The sequence below is a fragment of the Pseudanabaena biceps PCC 7429 genome (genome assembly GCF_000332215.1).
In the GTDB taxonomy this organism is placed as follows: Bacteria; Cyanobacteriota; Cyanobacteriia; order Pseudanabaenales; family Pseudanabaenaceae; genus Pseudanabaena; species Pseudanabaena biceps.
Genome location: NZ_ALWB01000003.1, coordinates 1 through 16,090 on the forward strand (window position 1 = coordinate 1; position 16,090 = coordinate 16,090).

Here is a 16,090-nt window from a genome sequence, read left to right on the forward strand (position 1 = left end):
CAGAAAGGATGCTCACCTGTAGTAGAAATTATTTCACCATCAATGTAAATACTGGAGTTTAGACTAAAAGGAAAAAGGCAGAGTAAAAGAGATACAAACTGCCTAAAGTAGATGAAAAGAAAAGCACATCTACAGTCATGATTATTGATAAACTACAGAACTTTCGTCAACAGGCATATAATTTTTAGGAAATGGAAGAGATGCAATATTTGACTTAATGGATGCAGTGTTAACCAGTCCAAGCGTGAAATCATTTGCAGAATTATCGTTATCTGCGGTGTATCGGCGGAAATGGTCAAGCCTGTATGAATCACTAAAAGATAGTCGTCCGAGACGAGGAAGGCTTAGACGACTATGTGTAGAACAAATACCCAAAGATATTCGACCATTGCTAGCAGGAGACCATACAGGGGTGGGGAAGACCCCATGCCAAAACGCTAAAAGACAGGAGTTTTGTGCATCAACCGAATTTGGTTGAAGGCAACAAACCAATTGTGTTGGGGCATGACTACAGCACCTTGGGATGGGTACCAGAAAATGTCAGGGAGTTGGGCAATCCCGTTATGTCACGAGCGGATCAGTAGTTTTGAGACAGCAGCCCAAAAGAGCAGCCTTCCAACTGAGGCAAGTATGCCGCGATTTGTCCGTAAGACCGATCGCTACTTATGACAGTGAATATGGCAGTGCTGCCTTTATGAATTTGACCGAGGATATCCCAGCAGACTTATTGCTGCGTCTACGCCCGAATCGATGCTTATACAAAGCACCTGAACCCTATAGTGGCTCTGGTCGTCCTCGCAAGCATGGTGATAAATTCCAACTTGCCAATGCTGATAGTTGGGGAGGACTCATCGGCAACTTTTAGCTTAGAGGATGAGACGGTCGGACAGGTGCAAATCCAGCAATGGTCTGATTTGCACTTTAAAAAAGCATCCCAACGACATTTCCAAGTTATTCGAGTCACCCATCCCCATTGCTCTGGTTTATGGTTAGCTTGGGTCGGTGAACAAATGCCAACTTTAGAGCAGATTTGGCGCTTGTACTTACGCCGTTTTGCCATCGACCATTGGAATCGCTTTGCCAACAACGTTTACATTGGACGCTGCCACAATTACTGACTCCTCAACAGGCTTTGCGCTGGAGTGACCTCATGCCGTTACTCTCTTGGCAGTTATGGCTGGCGCGTCAACTGGTGATTGATACTCCTTTGCCTTGGCAGAAGCCTCAAACTAATCTTACTTTTGGTCGTGTCGCTCAGGGCTTTGCCGCACTTTTAGTCAGGATCGGCTCTCCTGCTTGTTCTCCGAAACCTCGTGGTAAGTCTCTTGGTTGGAAATCTGGGCGCAAGCGCGATCCTTATCCTCGCTTTCCTATCATCAAAAACGCGCTTCTCGTCCCAAAAGGTCAACAAAGACATCCTTAATTCCTAATCCTAAATATTCTCCTTTTCATTCTCTTGGATTTGCCCAGTTCTCCATTCTCTGGGTTACTTTTTCCTGCTCTTTTTCTGATTAGCTTAATCAACTTAGTCTAAACTCCAGTTTGAGTGCAAAGCGCTGTAAGCCAAAATCAAAACAAAGAAAAGAAGGTTGCCGCTTCGCGGCAACCTTCTAGGGCTAACCGACATCACCCACTACTACGGCGATCGGCACGGCATAGTGGATGCGCTCGTTTTTATAATGGGCTCCAACCCCAAGGCGATCAATCCCAATATCTGCTTGGAAAATCTGGCGAATTTTTTCATCATCTCCTAATTGGGGGAAAGATGCTGCTAACTGGCTTTCTAACTCCAGTTCGACTTTATAAAAAGCCCATTCCACGTTTTGAAGATTTACACGATCAATTAATTGCGGAAATTCCTCTAGGGTTAAAGCATGGGTATGGGAGGGATCGCGAAGTTTTTCAAGGCGATCGTAAGCCTCAATTTTTTCTGGTGGTAAAGCTACATCGGCGATTAGGATACGACCGCCTTGACGACATACGCGCCGCATTTCCTCCAAAACTTCTTGAGTCTGTTCAAAATGATGAAATGCATAGCGACTCACGACCAAGGAAAAACTTGCATCGGGAAAAGGTAATTTTGCAATATCGCCTTGGAGCCAAGAGAGATTTGTCAAAGAATTTTTTTGAGCGAGCCGATCTGCCTGTTCTAGCATCGCTGGTGTAATGTCAAGGCCCGTGACATGGTTGGCAAGTTTTGCGAAAGCGCATGCGACGATCCCGCTGCCACAGGCAACATCGAGAACCGTATCGGAACCAGATACCCTTGCCATACGGATGAGTAGATCTAGGGATTCTTGGTGGTTATGGGCGTATAGTTGGGTGAAGGGAATTGCCTGACGAGTGAACTGATCGACGATCGCTTCTTGGTGGGTTGTCATGACTAAAGAATATATGGATAAATTACAATTGGCTCTACTCTAGAAAATGAAGGGGATCGCAATCTTGCACGTTCTTGCTCTATTGAAATTGCCTTTGATATTGCTTGGGGGTGATACCTACAAATTTTTTAAAGTGCCGATATAGATGGCTTTGATGGGCAAAACCGACATCTTGAGCAACTTGGGCGATCGCTACGCCCTGAGATAGCAACTTTTTTGCTTTTAAAACACGCACTTGGATTAGATATAGATGGGGCGGCAAGCCCACGGCTTGACAAAAGACACGGCTGAGATGAAAAGGGCTGAAATGGGTCAGCATCGCCAACTGACTCAAACTCGGATTCTCTCGGTAATTAGCCTCTAGATAGTCGCGAATCAGCCTTACTACTTGGGGTTCATTCCCATGCTCCTTGATACCTATCGATGCAGTCAGCACACCAATCAAAAGTGTAAGGGTCTGGATTAAATAGGTCTCTTGCTCGATCGCTGAAGATGGATTTTCTAAAACGCAAAAAAGTTCTTCGAGCTGTCGAAATAGTTTTTTATTTTCAACGATTGGATTCCGAAAAAAGGGGATTTGGGGCGATCGCCCAGTTATTTCAGAGTTAGCTCTTTCTAATAGCTGGATGCTTGGATAGATAAGATGTTGGTCGTAGCCCAAAAATTTTTCGGCATAGCAGGCATGAACATCATCGGGATTAATTACCACAATCGACCCCAATCCAATGGGATGGGATTCTCCTTTGTGGTTTAGGGTTGCAGTTCCCCGTTCGATAATACCGAGGGTGAGAGTTTCATGGGTATGTCGAGAACTGGAGCGGACAATATTTCTAGCGTGAAGGACTTCTAGGTCGTCAAGTTCGGCAACACACCAAAATTTAGTCCGATCGTTATCTGTCATATTTCGTAACGGCAATCAATGGAGCAATACCAAATTTTAGTCCTTAAGTTCTATTTTTAGCGATCGCTTTGCGCTGACTTTTACCCGTGAGTTGTAGAGCAAAACTCTCTATACTATTGTATAAACCACGGGGTAAGATCCAGATTGAGTAAGCGGCAAACATCGTCAGCAATGTGCGTTGGGGTTCATAGATTAAAATTTTCCAATTACTGGCTAAAGCTCGATTCACTAGAGCCACTCCCGCTTGACGATCTTGATTGCGAATGGCGCGTCGAGCTAAGTAACGGAGCTGATAGGCGCGGGCTAGAGATTCCCATTGGGCGAGAAATTGTGGAGCATAGGTGCGAGTTTTGGCGATCACTTTTTCCCAAGAATCTAGCTGCTTTATCATATTTGCGGAAAGTCCACCAGAGTTAACGCGATAGAGAGTAAGGGCTTCGGGAATACCTTCGAGTTGCCATTTTGTAGTTAAGACAATGCGAATCCAGCATTCGATATCTTCCGATTGACGGAATCGATCATCAAAATAGAATTTCTCTTCCGTACCGTAGAAATTATCGATGAATTCAATATCCTGAAATACAGCTTTGCGGATAACTGGAACCGAGCCATTACTAATGGGATTGCGACAAAGCACTAATTCGGGCGTTATGTTTTTAATTTGGGGAATTTGGTAGTTACCAAGCGGTTGACTATCATCATCAATAAATTCCGAACTACAAAAGCTCACTCCGATCGCAGGATTTGCATCTAAGTGTTGGACATGTTTTTCGAGTTTTTGCGATCGCCACACATCGTCAGAATCGAGAAAAGCCAAATATTCGCCCTTGGCGTGACGAATGCCCGTATTGCGTGCGCCTGCCAAACCTCTATTTTTTTGATGGATGATTTGGATTCTCGCATCGGTAAAACCTTCACAAATTTCAATACTTGTATCCTTTGATTCGTCATCAATCACCAGTAGTTCAAAATCCGTAAAAGTCTGTGCCAAAACAGAACTAATAGTTTCAGCGATATACTTCTCGACGTTATAAACGGGCATGATTACAGAAACTTTGGGCATATGACTAATTTCCTTTATAGCTTTTTAATAAAATTGAATAGACTGCCTTTAATAAACTGCCTTTAATAAACTGCCTAAGTGTCGCCAGTAGATCGCCAGTAACGTTAAAAAGGTGCGATGGGGTTCCCGTAAAAAAATGCGCCAATCGGAAGCGATCGCTCTATTAATAAAGTCTAAACCGACTGGAGACGGTAAACCCAATCGAAAAGCACGACGAGCCAAATAGCGTAAATGAACCGCTCTCGCCAAAGAATAGTGACGATTGACGAGTGCGGGGGCTTGCAATCTTGCTTTGTCAATCAACAAATCCCATCCCGATTCCATCCGACTCAGTGACGCGGAAAGCCCTGATGGACTGGCGCGATAGTAGATTAATACGCGATCAATTCCTTCAATCTGCCAAACCACCTTCCCATTATCTTGATCTTTACGTTGGTGACACATGACGCGAAATAACCATTCAAGATCCTCGGAATAACTCATATCCTCAGCAAAACCACCAACTTGAGCAAACACCTCAGCCTTGGCGATCGGGTTCGACATGGTCGTAGTGGGGTTCTCGTAGAGAAAATCTTCGGGTTTAAGATTGAGAAGCCGTGAGGTCGAGATTTGTCCCGTGGGTTGACCTTCCCAACTCATGAATTCAACGCGAGCAAAACTTACCGCTAAGTTGGGATTAGCAGCAAAATGCTCCATATGGGCGGTTAGTTTCGCAGGTAGCCAAAGATCGTCGGCATCGAGAAAAGCAATAAATTTACCCTTTGCCAATTGAATACCGTGATTGCGAGTCGCGGATACTCCCCGATTGACCTGCGAGAAAACTCTAATGCGGCGATCGCTATTTGCATATTGATATGCAATTTCTAAGGTGTTGTCCGTGGAACCATCATCGATAATTAATAGCTCAAAATCAACAAAGCTTTGATTTAGAACCGATTCGACTGTCTGACTAATAAAACTAGCCGCATTATAAGCTGGCATGACTATAGATACAGCAAGATCGCCCATTGCCTGACCTCAGTTAAGTATGTTCTAATAGATTTGGGGGACTAAAAACAACATAAAAACAAACTATTCGCAAATCTATTAAGTATCTCAGCACTATTAAAATCCAGATCTAAAACCTGCGGCGCACGAGCAGCGTACGCCGCAGGTTTTAAGATTTTATATTTAATTAAACCCACTTACTTAGCAAGAATACTAATACAACTGTACTCTCTTTTATCTTCAAATTAATAGTAAAATTTTCCTCTAAAATCCCATAATTTATGAGCCTACCCAATCTTGCCCTAGTTTTCAATTTTCCGCAAAATAATTCCCTAAGTATGAATTTTTGTTCGGAGATGCTTCTGCATTATCTCCAGCAAAATCCTGACCCCTATTTCAATACCGAAGCCATTATCCCCGAACATTACTACCAAATTTTAACGCGCATACCTTGGCTCGGTAAAAAATTTCCCATTCGCACCTTAGATGCAATGTTTAACCACTTTTATGTCTATCCACGGGCTATAAAAAAAAGACGCGATCGCTTTGATTATTTTCATATTTGCGACCATAGTTATGCCAATGTCGTCCACGATCTACCTAAGGAAAAAACGGGCGTATTTTGCCACGATCTCGATGCTTTCCGATCGCTTTTAGAGCCAGATAAATATCCGCGTAGTTGGCATTTTAATCAAGGACAAAAACGAGTTCTTACGGGAATGCAAAAGGCAAAAATCGTTTTTTATACGACCCAAGAAGTGCGCCAAGAAATAGAAAAATATCAGCTTCTCGATCCTCAGCAACTAGTTCAAGCCCCCCTAGGAATTGCCTCTGAATTTACAGCGATCGCTTCTAAGTCTTCTAAACCTTCTAAAGCATTAGCATCTGTGGGGCAGCAGCCCTATCTGCTGAGTATCAGTAGCAATCAAGTCCGCAAGCGTCTCGATATTTTATTACAGGTTTTTGCAGGTATCCACGAACGTTATCCCGAACTTAAATTGGTGCGTGTAGGAGCGGAATGGACTCCGCAAATGCAGAAGTTGATTCAAAGCTTGGGAATCGGCAACAGTATCATTCGGTTGCAAGGGCTAGAGCGAAGCGAACTCGCAGAACTCTATCGCCAAGCGACGATTACCCTAGTCACCAGCGAGTCAGAGGGGTTTGGTTTGCCAGTGATCGAAGCAATGGCTTGCGGTTCGCCTGTGGTTGCGAGCGATATTCCCGTTCTCCGCGAGGTGGGGGGTAATGCCGTAACCTTTTGTCCGCTAGACCGTATCGATGAATGGGTAACGGTTCTCGAAAATCACCTGCAAGTCCCTAGCGCCCAGCCCTCAAAAAGCGATCGCTTAGCCCAAGCTGCTAAATATTCTTGGACAGCCCACGCAAAAACAATTAGCGATGCGTATGAGCAACTCTTTAAGTTATAAGCTAAGTTATAAGTTCTATCTAATTGAGTGCGATTAATTAAAATAGCGATCGCTTGACATGGCGGCTCCATAGGCAATGCAAGCATAAATGTCTTCTGGTTGTAGTTGGGGATATTCTTCTAGTAGTTCAGGAATGCTAGTGCCACTGGCGAGAAAGTCAAGAATTAGAGATACCCAAATGCGATGTCCACGAATACAGGGTTTACCAAAACAGATATTAGGGTTAATTGAGATTCGGTTTAACAGTTCTCTTTGTTTCATAACTTTAGTTTTTAGTTATTCTACACATCTAATGCGATGATCATCCTCTTATCGTGATTATATTTTATATCGCCGATCGCTAAATCTACGATGCGATCGCCTCTCATCAAACTCAAACGAACCCTAATGATCGCGTTGGTACTAAACAATCAGCGATCGCGAATTGCTTGTGGATGCTGATTATGATTTGCCTTCGCTGTCAATGTTACAGAAAATTGCTGGCGCTCTCAATCAGAATCTTTATTCATATTTAGCCAGAATACTGCTAATCTCTGCGGCTGTGATATTTGACTGCTCTGATTTTGAGTAAATCGTAACTAGAAAAACCGATGTAGCTGTTTTGACGTAGTAAATGACTCTGTAACCTGCGCTTTTACCTTTTTTGTTGTCCCGATTCTTAATCCGTAGTTTGTAAACTGTATAGCCAACGTTAGCAATTTGATCGCCTTGAAAGTTTCCTGTTTGGAGGTCGTCAAGAACTGGCTGTAAGTCTGCGCGAATATTACGATACTTTTTTGATAAATTGCGAAGTTTATTTTTAAACTCTTCTGAGAATTTAAGCTCAACTAATGGATCAATCGACATCGATCCCATCCCATAGTTCTGAAATTGGTCTAGTTCTGCCATTCATCACATCATCCCAACCACGCCGAAAACTTTCTATCGCAGGTTCGAGTTCCTGAGAGGTTTCTTGTGGGGGTAGGTTTTGAGTTTTTTGTTGAGTTACGGCAATATCTCGATCTAATAGTTCTCGCAGTTTGATCTTCTCGCGCAGTTCTAGGGAACTCATCATTTCTATGAGAGCTTTGAAAGGAAGAGATAAATTTACTTTTACTTGTGTGCGTTTCATATTTGGTTTAGATCCTCATTTTCAACAATTGCAATTTTCTGTTGCAATTTTGTTAACATCCATGCTTCTCCTAGCCATTCATCAAAGTCAAAGCTATGCTGTAGCTGATCGCTGGTAAAGAGATTGATGAATGTTTCTGTTGACCATTGATATTTTGTCTCAAATTGTTCTAGTCGTGTTTGAGTTTTTTGTAGCCCTAATTCGAGACTTTGTAATCGTTTCGCAAAGTCACTTTGAATCATCTCTCTGATCGATTCTGGATGATTCGATCGCAGTTTGATAATATTTTTAATTTTGGTATTTATAGGCTGTGCTGTCATTCCCATTACTCCTTTAATCAATAGAATTTACCTTTCTATCACTGATATTATTATACAGCGATCGCCCAAATCTTCAGTATCTAACCGCGATCGCCTCTCATCAAACCCAACCAAAACCTAACGATCACGTTGGTACTAAGCAATCAGCGATCGCTCTTTAAGACGAGTTTGGTGTGGTTGCTGTTTTAGTTTTCAGGAATTAAGGGCGATCGCTTGTCAAAATTTTAAAACTTTAGGCTATACTTAGGCTATACATGTTTTGCGAAAATAATCGTCAAAAGTTATGCTGGTCAAAGTCCAGAAATGGGGTAATAGTCAGGGAATTAGACTCAGTAAAGAGGTTTTAGCTGAGGCTAATATTCTGGTTGGTGATGCACTAGAGATTGTCACCACTAAGGAGCAGATTGTGATCAAACCTGTGCGTAAAATCCGAGGTAAGTATGATCTAAAAGATCTAGTTTCCCAAATTCCCTCTAACTATAAGGTTCAAGAAGAGAATTGGGGAGCGCCTGTAGGTTTGGAAGTTTGGTAAATGGCTAGTTACATTCCCAAAAAGGGCGATTTGATTATCCTCACTTTCGATCCGCAGCCTGGGCATGAGCAGAAAGGTCGGCGACCTGCTTTAGTGGTGAGTAATACGCTATTCAATCAGCATACGGGTTTGGCGATTGTCTGTCCGATTACAAATACGAAGCGCGATTTTCCTTTTCATGTGGAAATTTCTAGTAGTAAAACTCTAACTGGCTATGTGATGGTGGAGCAAGTGAAATCTATCGATTACAAGTCGAGAAAGGTGAAATTGATAGAGGTTGCTGCGGATGAGCTTTTGGCTGAAGTTTTGAGCATTTTAGATGCTTGTATTTACTGAATGTCGCCTCTCATTAAACCCACAATAATCGCGTTGGTACTAAGCAATCAGCGATCGCGAATTGCTTGAGGATGCTGATTATGATTTGCCTTCGCTGTCAATGTTACAGAAAATTGCTGTTGCTCTCAATCAGAAGGTTGAAATTAAGTTTTCAGCGATCGCGTCTTGAGACTAGTTTGGTGTAGTCACTGTTTTTCAGTAAATTAAGAGCGATCGCTACAACATTACGATCTAATCTTAAAATTTTTGATATGTGGCTTATTAGTGAGCTATATTTGATATGTGTCATTTGGATTGATGAAAAATCCATTTGTAAAAACATACTTAATGAGAGAGTCCAAAACCTATGTACGAGTCGATTGATTTAGATGCACAGAGAAAGTTGCACGCAGACTCGCCATCAAAGACTCCATTTTCTCATCAAACTGAAGCATTTGCTGCACTTAATCAAGTTTTTCAGCTTGGCAAAAAGAAATCAGCTAGTGGGATGCTAGTGCTTCCTACGGGAGCAGGTAAGACATTTACCGCAGTTCGGTGGTTATGTAATCATGCACTCTCTAAAAAAATCAAAGTTCTCTGGTTAGCACCTTCATATTATCTATTAGATCAAGCAGCAGCTACTTTTAAAGAGAACGTTAGAGAAATTCCAGATCGGAGAACAATAAATATTCGATGTGTCTCTAGCAGTAAGTCCCATGCAAAAGCGTCATCAATACAGTTGTCAGATGATGTGATCTTGATGACAACTCAAACGGCTATCATTAACCTACACAGCAACGCTAAAGACAAGACTAATCAAAATATTATAACCGCATTAAGGCAATTCATTGATGACAATCAGAATTCTGAGTTCTTCGTAGTGGTTGATGAAGCTCATCATACTCCCGCCTATGGCTTACGAAATCTTTTGATCGGTGAACAAGAATCTATTCTAGGCTTGCGTAGTCTATTACCTAACTTGTATTTATTGGGACTGACTGCAACGCCAACATACTCAGACAAAGCTAAAAAAGGCTGGCTTTCCAAAATATTTACTGATGGAAAACAGGGAATTATTTATCAAGCAGACAAAGAAAAATTAATGATGCAAGGTATTTTGGCTAGACCAAATTACACTGAAATTCCTACTGGTACAGAAGTTGAATTAGATGATGCTTTGTATGAAGAATTAACTAATAAGCATAAAGATTTACCAGAGAAAATCATAGAAACTCTTGCGTATAATAAGGATAGAAACAATGCAATTATCAATAGCTACTTAGCAGATAAAGATCGATATGGTAAAACAATTATTTTCGCAGATCGCTGGTTTCAATGTGTTTATTTAAAAGATAAATTGCGAGAAAAAGGTATTAGGGTAGATGCAATCTATTCGCAAATCGATGCCGACAAAGGTTCGGCTGAAGCAAGAAATAAGGTTACTCAAAGTGATAATCAAAAGATTTTGAGGCAATTTGCAACTGGATTAGATGAAAATAACAATCATTCACCCCTTGATGTTTTGATCAATGTGAGGATGTTAACGGAAGGTGCGGATGTGCCTACTGTGCAAACAGTATTTATTACCAGACAAACTACAAGCCAGATTTTGATGACCCAAATGATCGGTCGTGCCTTACGAGGCGAAAAAGCAGGAGGCAGCAGTGAAGCGAATATTGTTTTATTCTTTGATGATTGGAAGCGTTTAATTGATTGGGCTGATCCTGCCCATGAAGATGGTGGTACAAAAGAAACTCAAGTTCCTAAGAGAGAAAGATATCCTCTTGAATATATTGCGATTCATCTAGTAGAAGAGCTTTCAAAATCCTTTGAAAATGGCGGCGATTATGTAATGCCACCATTTTCAAGAATTTTCCCTGTTGGTTGGTACAAGACTGAAATCACCTATGCCGAAGATGATGAAAGTCAAGACACAATGGAAACCGTTACGGAATTTGTAATGGTTTATGAGCATACTCAAAAGCGATTTCAAGATTTTATTAAGTTTATCGACAAAGCTTATTTAAAGGATGAATGGACTAAAGAGCGTCTTGAGTATGAATGGATCGAATCTGAGATCGAATCTTGGATCAAAATTTACTTTGATGCTGATTCAGACAATATTGGTGAAAAATTGAGTTCTAGCGTAGCTAAGATTGTTCGTCATATTGCTCAAAATGAATCTGTGCCTTATTATTACCCATTTGAAGATAGAGCATTATATGATGTAGATAAAATTGCTCAGAAAGTTATTGATTTAAGACTTATTCATCGTGATCGAAATAAGTTTTTACAAGAAGAATTTACTAAACCTAATTCTTTATGGCAAACCTTCTACAAATCCTTTAGAAATTTTGAAACCGCAGTTCATGCTAGTGAAATGAAGATTATTAGCGATGATTCTAATATACATATTGTTGATATTCCTGCACCAAAGCCTCAGCCCGTAATCCGAGAGCTAACCGAAAAAGAGAAGAAACAAGTTAAAGAACGTGATGGTAATTCCTGTTTATGCTGTGGAGATCATAGAAGATTACAAGTTGATCATGTTTTTCCGTTTATTTTAGGAGGACAAACATCTATAGATAATTCGCAAACATTATGTATGAGATGCAACGGCTTTAAGGGTAAAAATGAGATTGACTTTCGGACTAAAAAAACTCCTTTGAAAAGCCCTAAAGCATTTGATTCAGCTAATCTGAATAAACTTGTTTCAGCCGATAAAAACATTACGGAAAGTCTAACTAGAGTTATCAACTTTTTCTATAACTGTAGTGCCGTTTATAGAATCGTTCATTACAAGGCTAATAGTGATAAATATTTACCTGTCTGGGAAATTCATTTGTTTTCTGGTAATGATCCTCAATGGTTAAGAGAACATGAATCACAAATTTGTAATTTCATTTATCACCAATTAGGATGCCCTTTAGTTACAGGAATCAAAGTAGTTACACATAATTCTTAAAAAAGAGAAAATCAAAATGACAACTGCCACTGCCCAAATTAACATCCCCTTTGAATGAACTACTAGCCGAAACCGTCACTACCCTCAATGTTAAACATAAAATCAAATTATGGAAACTACAAGGTCAAGAAATCGCCGAAGCACAAAGAACCTCTCAAAATAATATCGATACTAGTGCTATAGATTCCCTCGATCACGCAGTTGCAAAAGTTCTATTAGAAACTGGCATGACAGAAGATGAGCTAGTAGAAGTATTTGTCAATATCGCCAATCAATTGTAGCACTACAACATTTTAGCTAATATTCGCAGAGATTTGTGATGTTGTGGGATTAGGAGCGATCGCCTGCAATGACATTATTAGCCAGTTATAAGTTTTGAACAACCATCAAGCTTATGACCACAATAGAACTTCACTCTTTTGCTTCTATTGCAACTATCTCCTTATCCATTACCTTAGAAATATAGGAAGATACCCAAACCGTATAAGCAGGGGAAGCAATACTATGGGTCAAGAAAACCGCTACAGCCACACCTAACACGCCCCAATTCACACCAACTAGTAGCGCGATCGCAAAAGCACCTGTAAATAGAATATTCCAAGCGAAATCCCAATCAGGTTTATCGATCGCCCAAAGCCCATTAGAAGCAACATTTGCAAAGGGGCGCGGGATCGCTGATAGGCAAATGAGAATTAATAGAGGGATTGCAGGTATCCACTTTTGTCCAAAGATAATTGGCACATAAAATGGCGCGAGTCCAGACTGCAAAATCACTAAAGGGAAGATAATCCAAGCAACCCTCGTAAAAGTTTGGAAATATCTTGCTTTGAATTCCCTTGGCTGATTACGAGCATCACAGAGATGGGGGAATAACGCCGTATCAAGGGCATTGATCGCACTCATACTGATGCCCAGCCCTGCATTGAAAGCAAAATAATATAAACCTAACGCTTCCACACCTAAGAATCTACCCGCAATCACGTAGTCGAGATTATTGATTAAAGTATGCATAATCTTCACGCCGAGAACACTGCGCCCAAACCTCACAATCTCTTGCCACCTATCGAGCGTAAATTCGCTAGTTGGTCGCCAAGGATTGCTGCGGTAATGGACGATCACCCAGACGGGAGCCACTAAGACCTTTGGTAGCACGATCGCCCACATGCCAAAGCCAAAGAAAGCAAGAATGATCGTGAGGATATTATCGACAGAAACTTGAATGCCGCTTGCGATCGCGGAAACATGAAGGCGATTTTCGCGATTGGAGAGAGAAGCTTGCACCAAGGCGATCGGAATGATCAGATACACCGTAGCCATCACGCAAATAGGCAGAACAATGCGCGGATCGTGGTAAAACCAACTCACGGGGAAAGACGCGATACATTGCCCTAAAAATACTAATCCACAGACAATCCAGTTCAGCCAATAGGAGGTTTGACAAAGTTTCGGTAAGTCAGCGGCATCGGCTTGGACAAGCTTTGCCCAAATCCCATTTTGCGTAAATACATTGACAAATTCATTGGTGGTTAGTACCAATGCGGCCAGTCCATAGTCTTCTTTAGTTAATAATCTAGCTAAAACAACGGTCGCCGCGAGCCGAGATACGCGAATGAATATCTGCGACAGACCCAGCCAACCCAGATTGCGGAGAAAGCGATCAGCTAATTTGGTTTTAATTATCTTGATGAGGTTTTCGATAGCCACAATAATTCTTCCCACTCTGATAGATATTTTTTCCAAGCACCGCGTACCGATTCTCTGCCATTATTTCCCCAATCGATCAGGGTTTGCGGCGAAGTTTTATGGATATGGACGATGTTCGCGATCGCCGCCGCCATCTCCTCTACATTTGCCCCCACCACCAAGCCGCAATCTTCGACCTGTTCCACCAATCCATCGACCCTTGTGACAATGACAGGCTTTCCTGCTGATTTTGCTTCAAGACAGACATTGCCCCAAGGTTCCCATCTTGAGGGAATGATAATTACATCACAGAGTTCTAAGAATTTAGGCACATTAGCCAGTTTGCCGCAAAATTGAATTCGAGCATCTCCTTCGGCTAATTGACGTAAAAGCGGTTCATTTTCCCCATAACCTCCAATTAACAGATTCAGGTCAAGATCTTGGAGGTCTCGCATTGCCTTCAATAGAAGATCGACACCCTTCTGCTCAGAAAAACGCCCAAAATAGCCCAAGGTAAGTTTTGGAGCTAGGGGTTTTATCGGCACATCTAGAAAGTCTTCTAACTCCCGACATTGCTGAATTACCGTTAACTTGTGAGGTGCAATCAACTTGTATTTGAGCATCCAATCCCTCTGGGCATAGGAAACTGCAATTACTCGATTTGCGATACCATAGGCTAGCTTCAACATCAGCCGAAACCTTAATTTAGATGGAACTTTAAGGCTTTCAGAGGCTTCTGAATAATGGTGTTCTTGAATGCATAAGTTACCTCTTAGCCTGAGGAGTAACAAAATAACAAGCAATTTCCAAGAGCAGGCATCGTGAAAAATAATGAGGTCTACTTTGAATTTACGACTTGATTGAGATCTTGGCTTAAATAGATAGGAAAAAGCTTCTTGAAGGTTGAGGAGCAGAAAATCAAACTTTTCCGAAAGTGGCGATCGCAACAAGCCATTAACAGAAGAGGTAACGCCACCGACATTGCGATCGATTAGAATATGCAAGATGCTGGGTTTCATGAATTTCAAGTATATAGTGCGAAATATAGTGCGAACCTATGATTTTTCGATTAACCGTTCGGACAACTGATCCCATTCAGCTAAATATCTGTTCCAAGCATCTCGTACATCTTCTCTACCCCTATTACCCCAATTGCTCAGAGTTTGGGGTGAAGTACAATAAATATGCACGACTTTAGCGATCGCATCCCTCAGAGAATCAGGATTAGGTTCGGCAATTAAACCACAGTCTTTTATTTGTTCTGGCAATCCATCCACATTGGTGACAATCACGGGCTTAGCAGCAGCTTTTGCTTCGACACAGACATTGCCCCAAGGTTCCCATCGTGAGGGAATAATGACAACGTCACAGTTCGCCAAAAACTTCGGAACATCTGCTAATTTACCAACAAATTGAATGCGCCGATCGCCATCAGCTAATTGATACAAAAGCTCTTGATTTTCACCATAGCCCCCGATCAATATATCTACATCAAGATCGGGCAGATCCTGCATGGATTTAATGAAAATATCTATTCCCTTTTGCTGGGAAAACCTACCATATACCCCTAAAACTAATCTTGTGCTAAATGGCTTAATTGGCAAAGCTAAAAATTCTTCTAGAACCCGACATTGCTGAATCACCGACAAATTATTAGATGTTATAAATTGGCAATCTCGCATCCATTGCCTCTGAGCGGAGGATACAGCAACAACATGGGTAGCAATCCGATATGCTATGGTTAAAACCAGTCGAAATCTCCATCTAGTAGCTACATTATTCGATTCAAAATCTTGGGAATAGTGGTGATCGTGAATAATAACCCTACCGTGAAATCTCAACCGCAACAGTAGTGGTAAAACCTTCCAAGATGGCGGGTCGTGAAAGATCATTAAATCTGGCTTTAAAACCGATATTTTTGATAAAGCCTCATTGGGGGTTAGCAGCAAAAAATCAAATTTTTTAGATAGATGGGAATGAATCAGGCTATTGGTGCAAGCCATTACCCCGCCAACATTACGATCACTTAGTAAATGCAATATTTGAGGTTTCATGATTTTGATATCTAAAAAATTCTAAAAACATTTGGGATGCTGTAGTTCTATCTAAATATATTCTAAATATCAAACCTTTAAAACATTTTTATGGGAAGTTACTAATACGAACAAAATGTTCAAACTAATTCGGCAAAATTATCAATACTTCGATTACCGCGACTTCAAAAAATTGAATCCTTAAAGTTTCACAATCTTATATTTACGCCTATGGACTATCATCATAATATGAAAACCCATAGGTTCACCTTAGTTTTTATAGATTATAAAATTTATGGATTATAAAGTTTATGCCTTTACTCGCCCCCTATTTAGCTAATAATTTTAACAGTATTTTTTGATTTTTGGCTA

At 41.1% G+C, this 16,090-nt stretch carries 16 protein-coding genes and 1 pseudogene; 6 read left to right on the forward strand and 11 right to left on the reverse strand.

What is annotated here, in order from left to right; genetic code table 11:
* The first annotated feature begins 137 nt into the window (after window positions 1-137).
* Window positions 138-1,430 (forward strand): annotated as a pseudogene (locus tag PSE7429_RS27695) (NF041680 family putative transposase).
* Between the two features lie 186 nt (window positions 1,431-1,616).
* On the opposite strand, the gene PSE7429_RS00565 reads toward PSE7429_RS27695, so the two are convergent.
* The 4 genes from PSE7429_RS00565 to PSE7429_RS00580 all read right to left on the reverse strand — a co-directional run bounded on the left by PSE7429_RS00565 (window position 1,617) and on the right by PSE7429_RS00580 (window position 5,353).
* Window positions 1,617-2,381 (reverse strand): class I SAM-dependent methyltransferase, encoded by a 765-nt coding sequence (locus PSE7429_RS00565; RefSeq protein WP_009625080.1) that lies wholly within the window; start codon window positions 2,379-2,381, stop codon window positions 1,617-1,619.
* A gap of 79 nt (window positions 2,382-2,460) precedes the next feature.
* Window positions 2,461-3,282 (reverse strand): AraC family transcriptional regulator, encoded by an 822-nt coding sequence (locus PSE7429_RS00570; RefSeq protein ID WP_009625081.1) that lies wholly within the window; start codon window positions 3,280-3,282, stop codon window positions 2,461-2,463.
* Between the two features lie 43 nt (window positions 3,283-3,325).
* On the reverse strand, window positions 3,326-4,345 hold the full coding sequence (locus tag PSE7429_RS00575; RefSeq protein ID WP_009625082.1) for a glycosyltransferase family 2 protein: 1,020 nt from the start codon (window positions 4,343-4,345) through the stop codon (window positions 3,326-3,328).
* A gap of 48 nt (window positions 4,346-4,393) precedes the next feature.
* Window positions 4,394-5,353 carry a glycosyltransferase family 2 protein gene (locus tag PSE7429_RS00580; protein WP_009625083.1) on the reverse strand — a complete coding sequence of 320 codons (960 nt, stop codon included), beginning with the start codon at window positions 5,351-5,353 and terminating at the stop codon, window positions 4,394-4,396.
* A gap of 260 nt (window positions 5,354-5,613) precedes the next feature.
* Between PSE7429_RS00580 and PSE7429_RS00585 the strand changes: the two genes are divergently transcribed.
* Window positions 5,614-6,759 (forward strand): glycosyltransferase family 4 protein, encoded by a 1,146-nt coding sequence (locus tag PSE7429_RS00585; protein WP_009625084.1) that lies wholly within the window; start codon window positions 5,614-5,616, stop codon window positions 6,757-6,759.
* Between the two features lie 33 nt (window positions 6,760-6,792).
* Here PSE7429_RS00585 and PSE7429_RS00590 read toward each other — a convergent pair whose 3' ends face one another.
* The 4 genes from PSE7429_RS00590 to PSE7429_RS00605 all read right to left on the reverse strand — a co-directional run bounded on the left by PSE7429_RS00590 (window position 6,793) and on the right by PSE7429_RS00605 (window position 8,190).
* A complete protein-coding gene (locus tag PSE7429_RS00590; RefSeq protein ID WP_009625085.1) occupies window positions 6,793-7,020 on the reverse strand; it encodes a DUF433 domain-containing protein in 228 nt (75 codons plus the stop codon).
* 240 nt (window positions 7,021-7,260) lie between these two features.
* A complete protein-coding gene (locus PSE7429_RS00595) occupies window positions 7,261-7,647 on the reverse strand; it encodes a type II toxin-antitoxin system RelE/ParE family toxin (protein ID WP_233424275.1) in 387 nt (128 codons plus the stop codon).
* Window positions 7,595-7,870 carry a hypothetical protein gene (locus PSE7429_RS00600; protein ID WP_009625087.1) on the reverse strand — a complete coding sequence of 92 codons (276 nt, stop codon included), beginning with the start codon at window positions 7,868-7,870 and terminating at the stop codon, window positions 7,595-7,597. Before PSE7429_RS00600 ends, PSE7429_RS00595 begins: the two co-directional genes overlap by 53 nt.
* Window positions 7,867-8,190 (reverse strand): hypothetical protein, encoded by a 324-nt coding sequence (locus tag PSE7429_RS00605; protein ID WP_009625088.1) that lies wholly within the window; start codon window positions 8,188-8,190, stop codon window positions 7,867-7,869. The genes PSE7429_RS00600 and PSE7429_RS00605 overlap by 4 nt, the downstream gene beginning before the upstream one ends.
* Window positions 8,191-8,473: 283 nt before the next feature.
* Here PSE7429_RS00605 and PSE7429_RS00610 point away from each other — a divergent pair, with 283 nt between their 5' ends.
* The 4 genes from PSE7429_RS00610 to PSE7429_RS00625 all read left to right on the forward strand — a co-directional run bounded on the left by PSE7429_RS00610 (window position 8,474) and on the right by PSE7429_RS00625 (window position 12,283).
* Entirely contained in the window at window positions 8,474-8,722 is a 249-nt protein-coding gene (locus PSE7429_RS00610; RefSeq protein ID WP_009625089.1) for an AbrB/MazE/SpoVT family DNA-binding domain-containing protein, read from the forward strand.
* Window positions 8,723-9,058 (forward strand): type II toxin-antitoxin system PemK/MazF family toxin, encoded by a 336-nt coding sequence (locus PSE7429_RS00615; RefSeq protein ID WP_009625090.1) that lies wholly within the window; start codon window positions 8,723-8,725, stop codon window positions 9,056-9,058. It abuts the gene before it with no gap.
* Between the two features lie 346 nt (window positions 9,059-9,404).
* Window positions 9,405-12,002 carry a DEAD/DEAH box helicase family protein gene (locus tag PSE7429_RS23170; protein WP_009625091.1) on the forward strand — a complete coding sequence of 866 codons (2,598 nt, stop codon included), beginning with the start codon at window positions 9,405-9,407 and terminating at the stop codon, window positions 12,000-12,002.
* A 50-nt stretch (window positions 12,003-12,052) separates the two neighbouring features.
* Window positions 12,053-12,283 carry a hypothetical protein gene (locus PSE7429_RS00625; RefSeq protein WP_009625092.1) on the forward strand — a complete coding sequence of 77 codons (231 nt, stop codon included), beginning with the start codon at window positions 12,053-12,055 and terminating at the stop codon, window positions 12,281-12,283.
* A 130-nt stretch (window positions 12,284-12,413) separates the two neighbouring features.
* Here the strand turns inward: PSE7429_RS00625 and PSE7429_RS00630 are convergent, their stop codons facing one another.
* The 3 genes from PSE7429_RS00630 to PSE7429_RS00640 are packed head-to-tail and all read right to left on the reverse strand — an operon-like array spanning window position 12,414 to window position 15,739.
* On the reverse strand, window positions 12,414-13,706 hold the full coding sequence (locus PSE7429_RS00630) for a lipopolysaccharide biosynthesis protein (RefSeq protein ID WP_009625093.1): 1,293 nt from the start codon (window positions 13,704-13,706) through the stop codon (window positions 12,414-12,416).
* Entirely contained in the window at window positions 13,679-14,704 is a 1,026-nt protein-coding gene (locus PSE7429_RS00635) for a glycosyltransferase family 4 protein (protein WP_009625094.1), read from the reverse strand. Before PSE7429_RS00635 ends, PSE7429_RS00630 begins: the two co-directional genes overlap by 28 nt.
* Window positions 14,705-14,740: 36 nt before the next feature.
* A complete protein-coding gene (locus PSE7429_RS00640; protein ID WP_009625095.1) occupies window positions 14,741-15,739 on the reverse strand; it encodes a glycosyltransferase family 4 protein in 999 nt (332 codons plus the stop codon).
* Window positions 15,740-16,090: the final 351 nt, after the last annotated feature.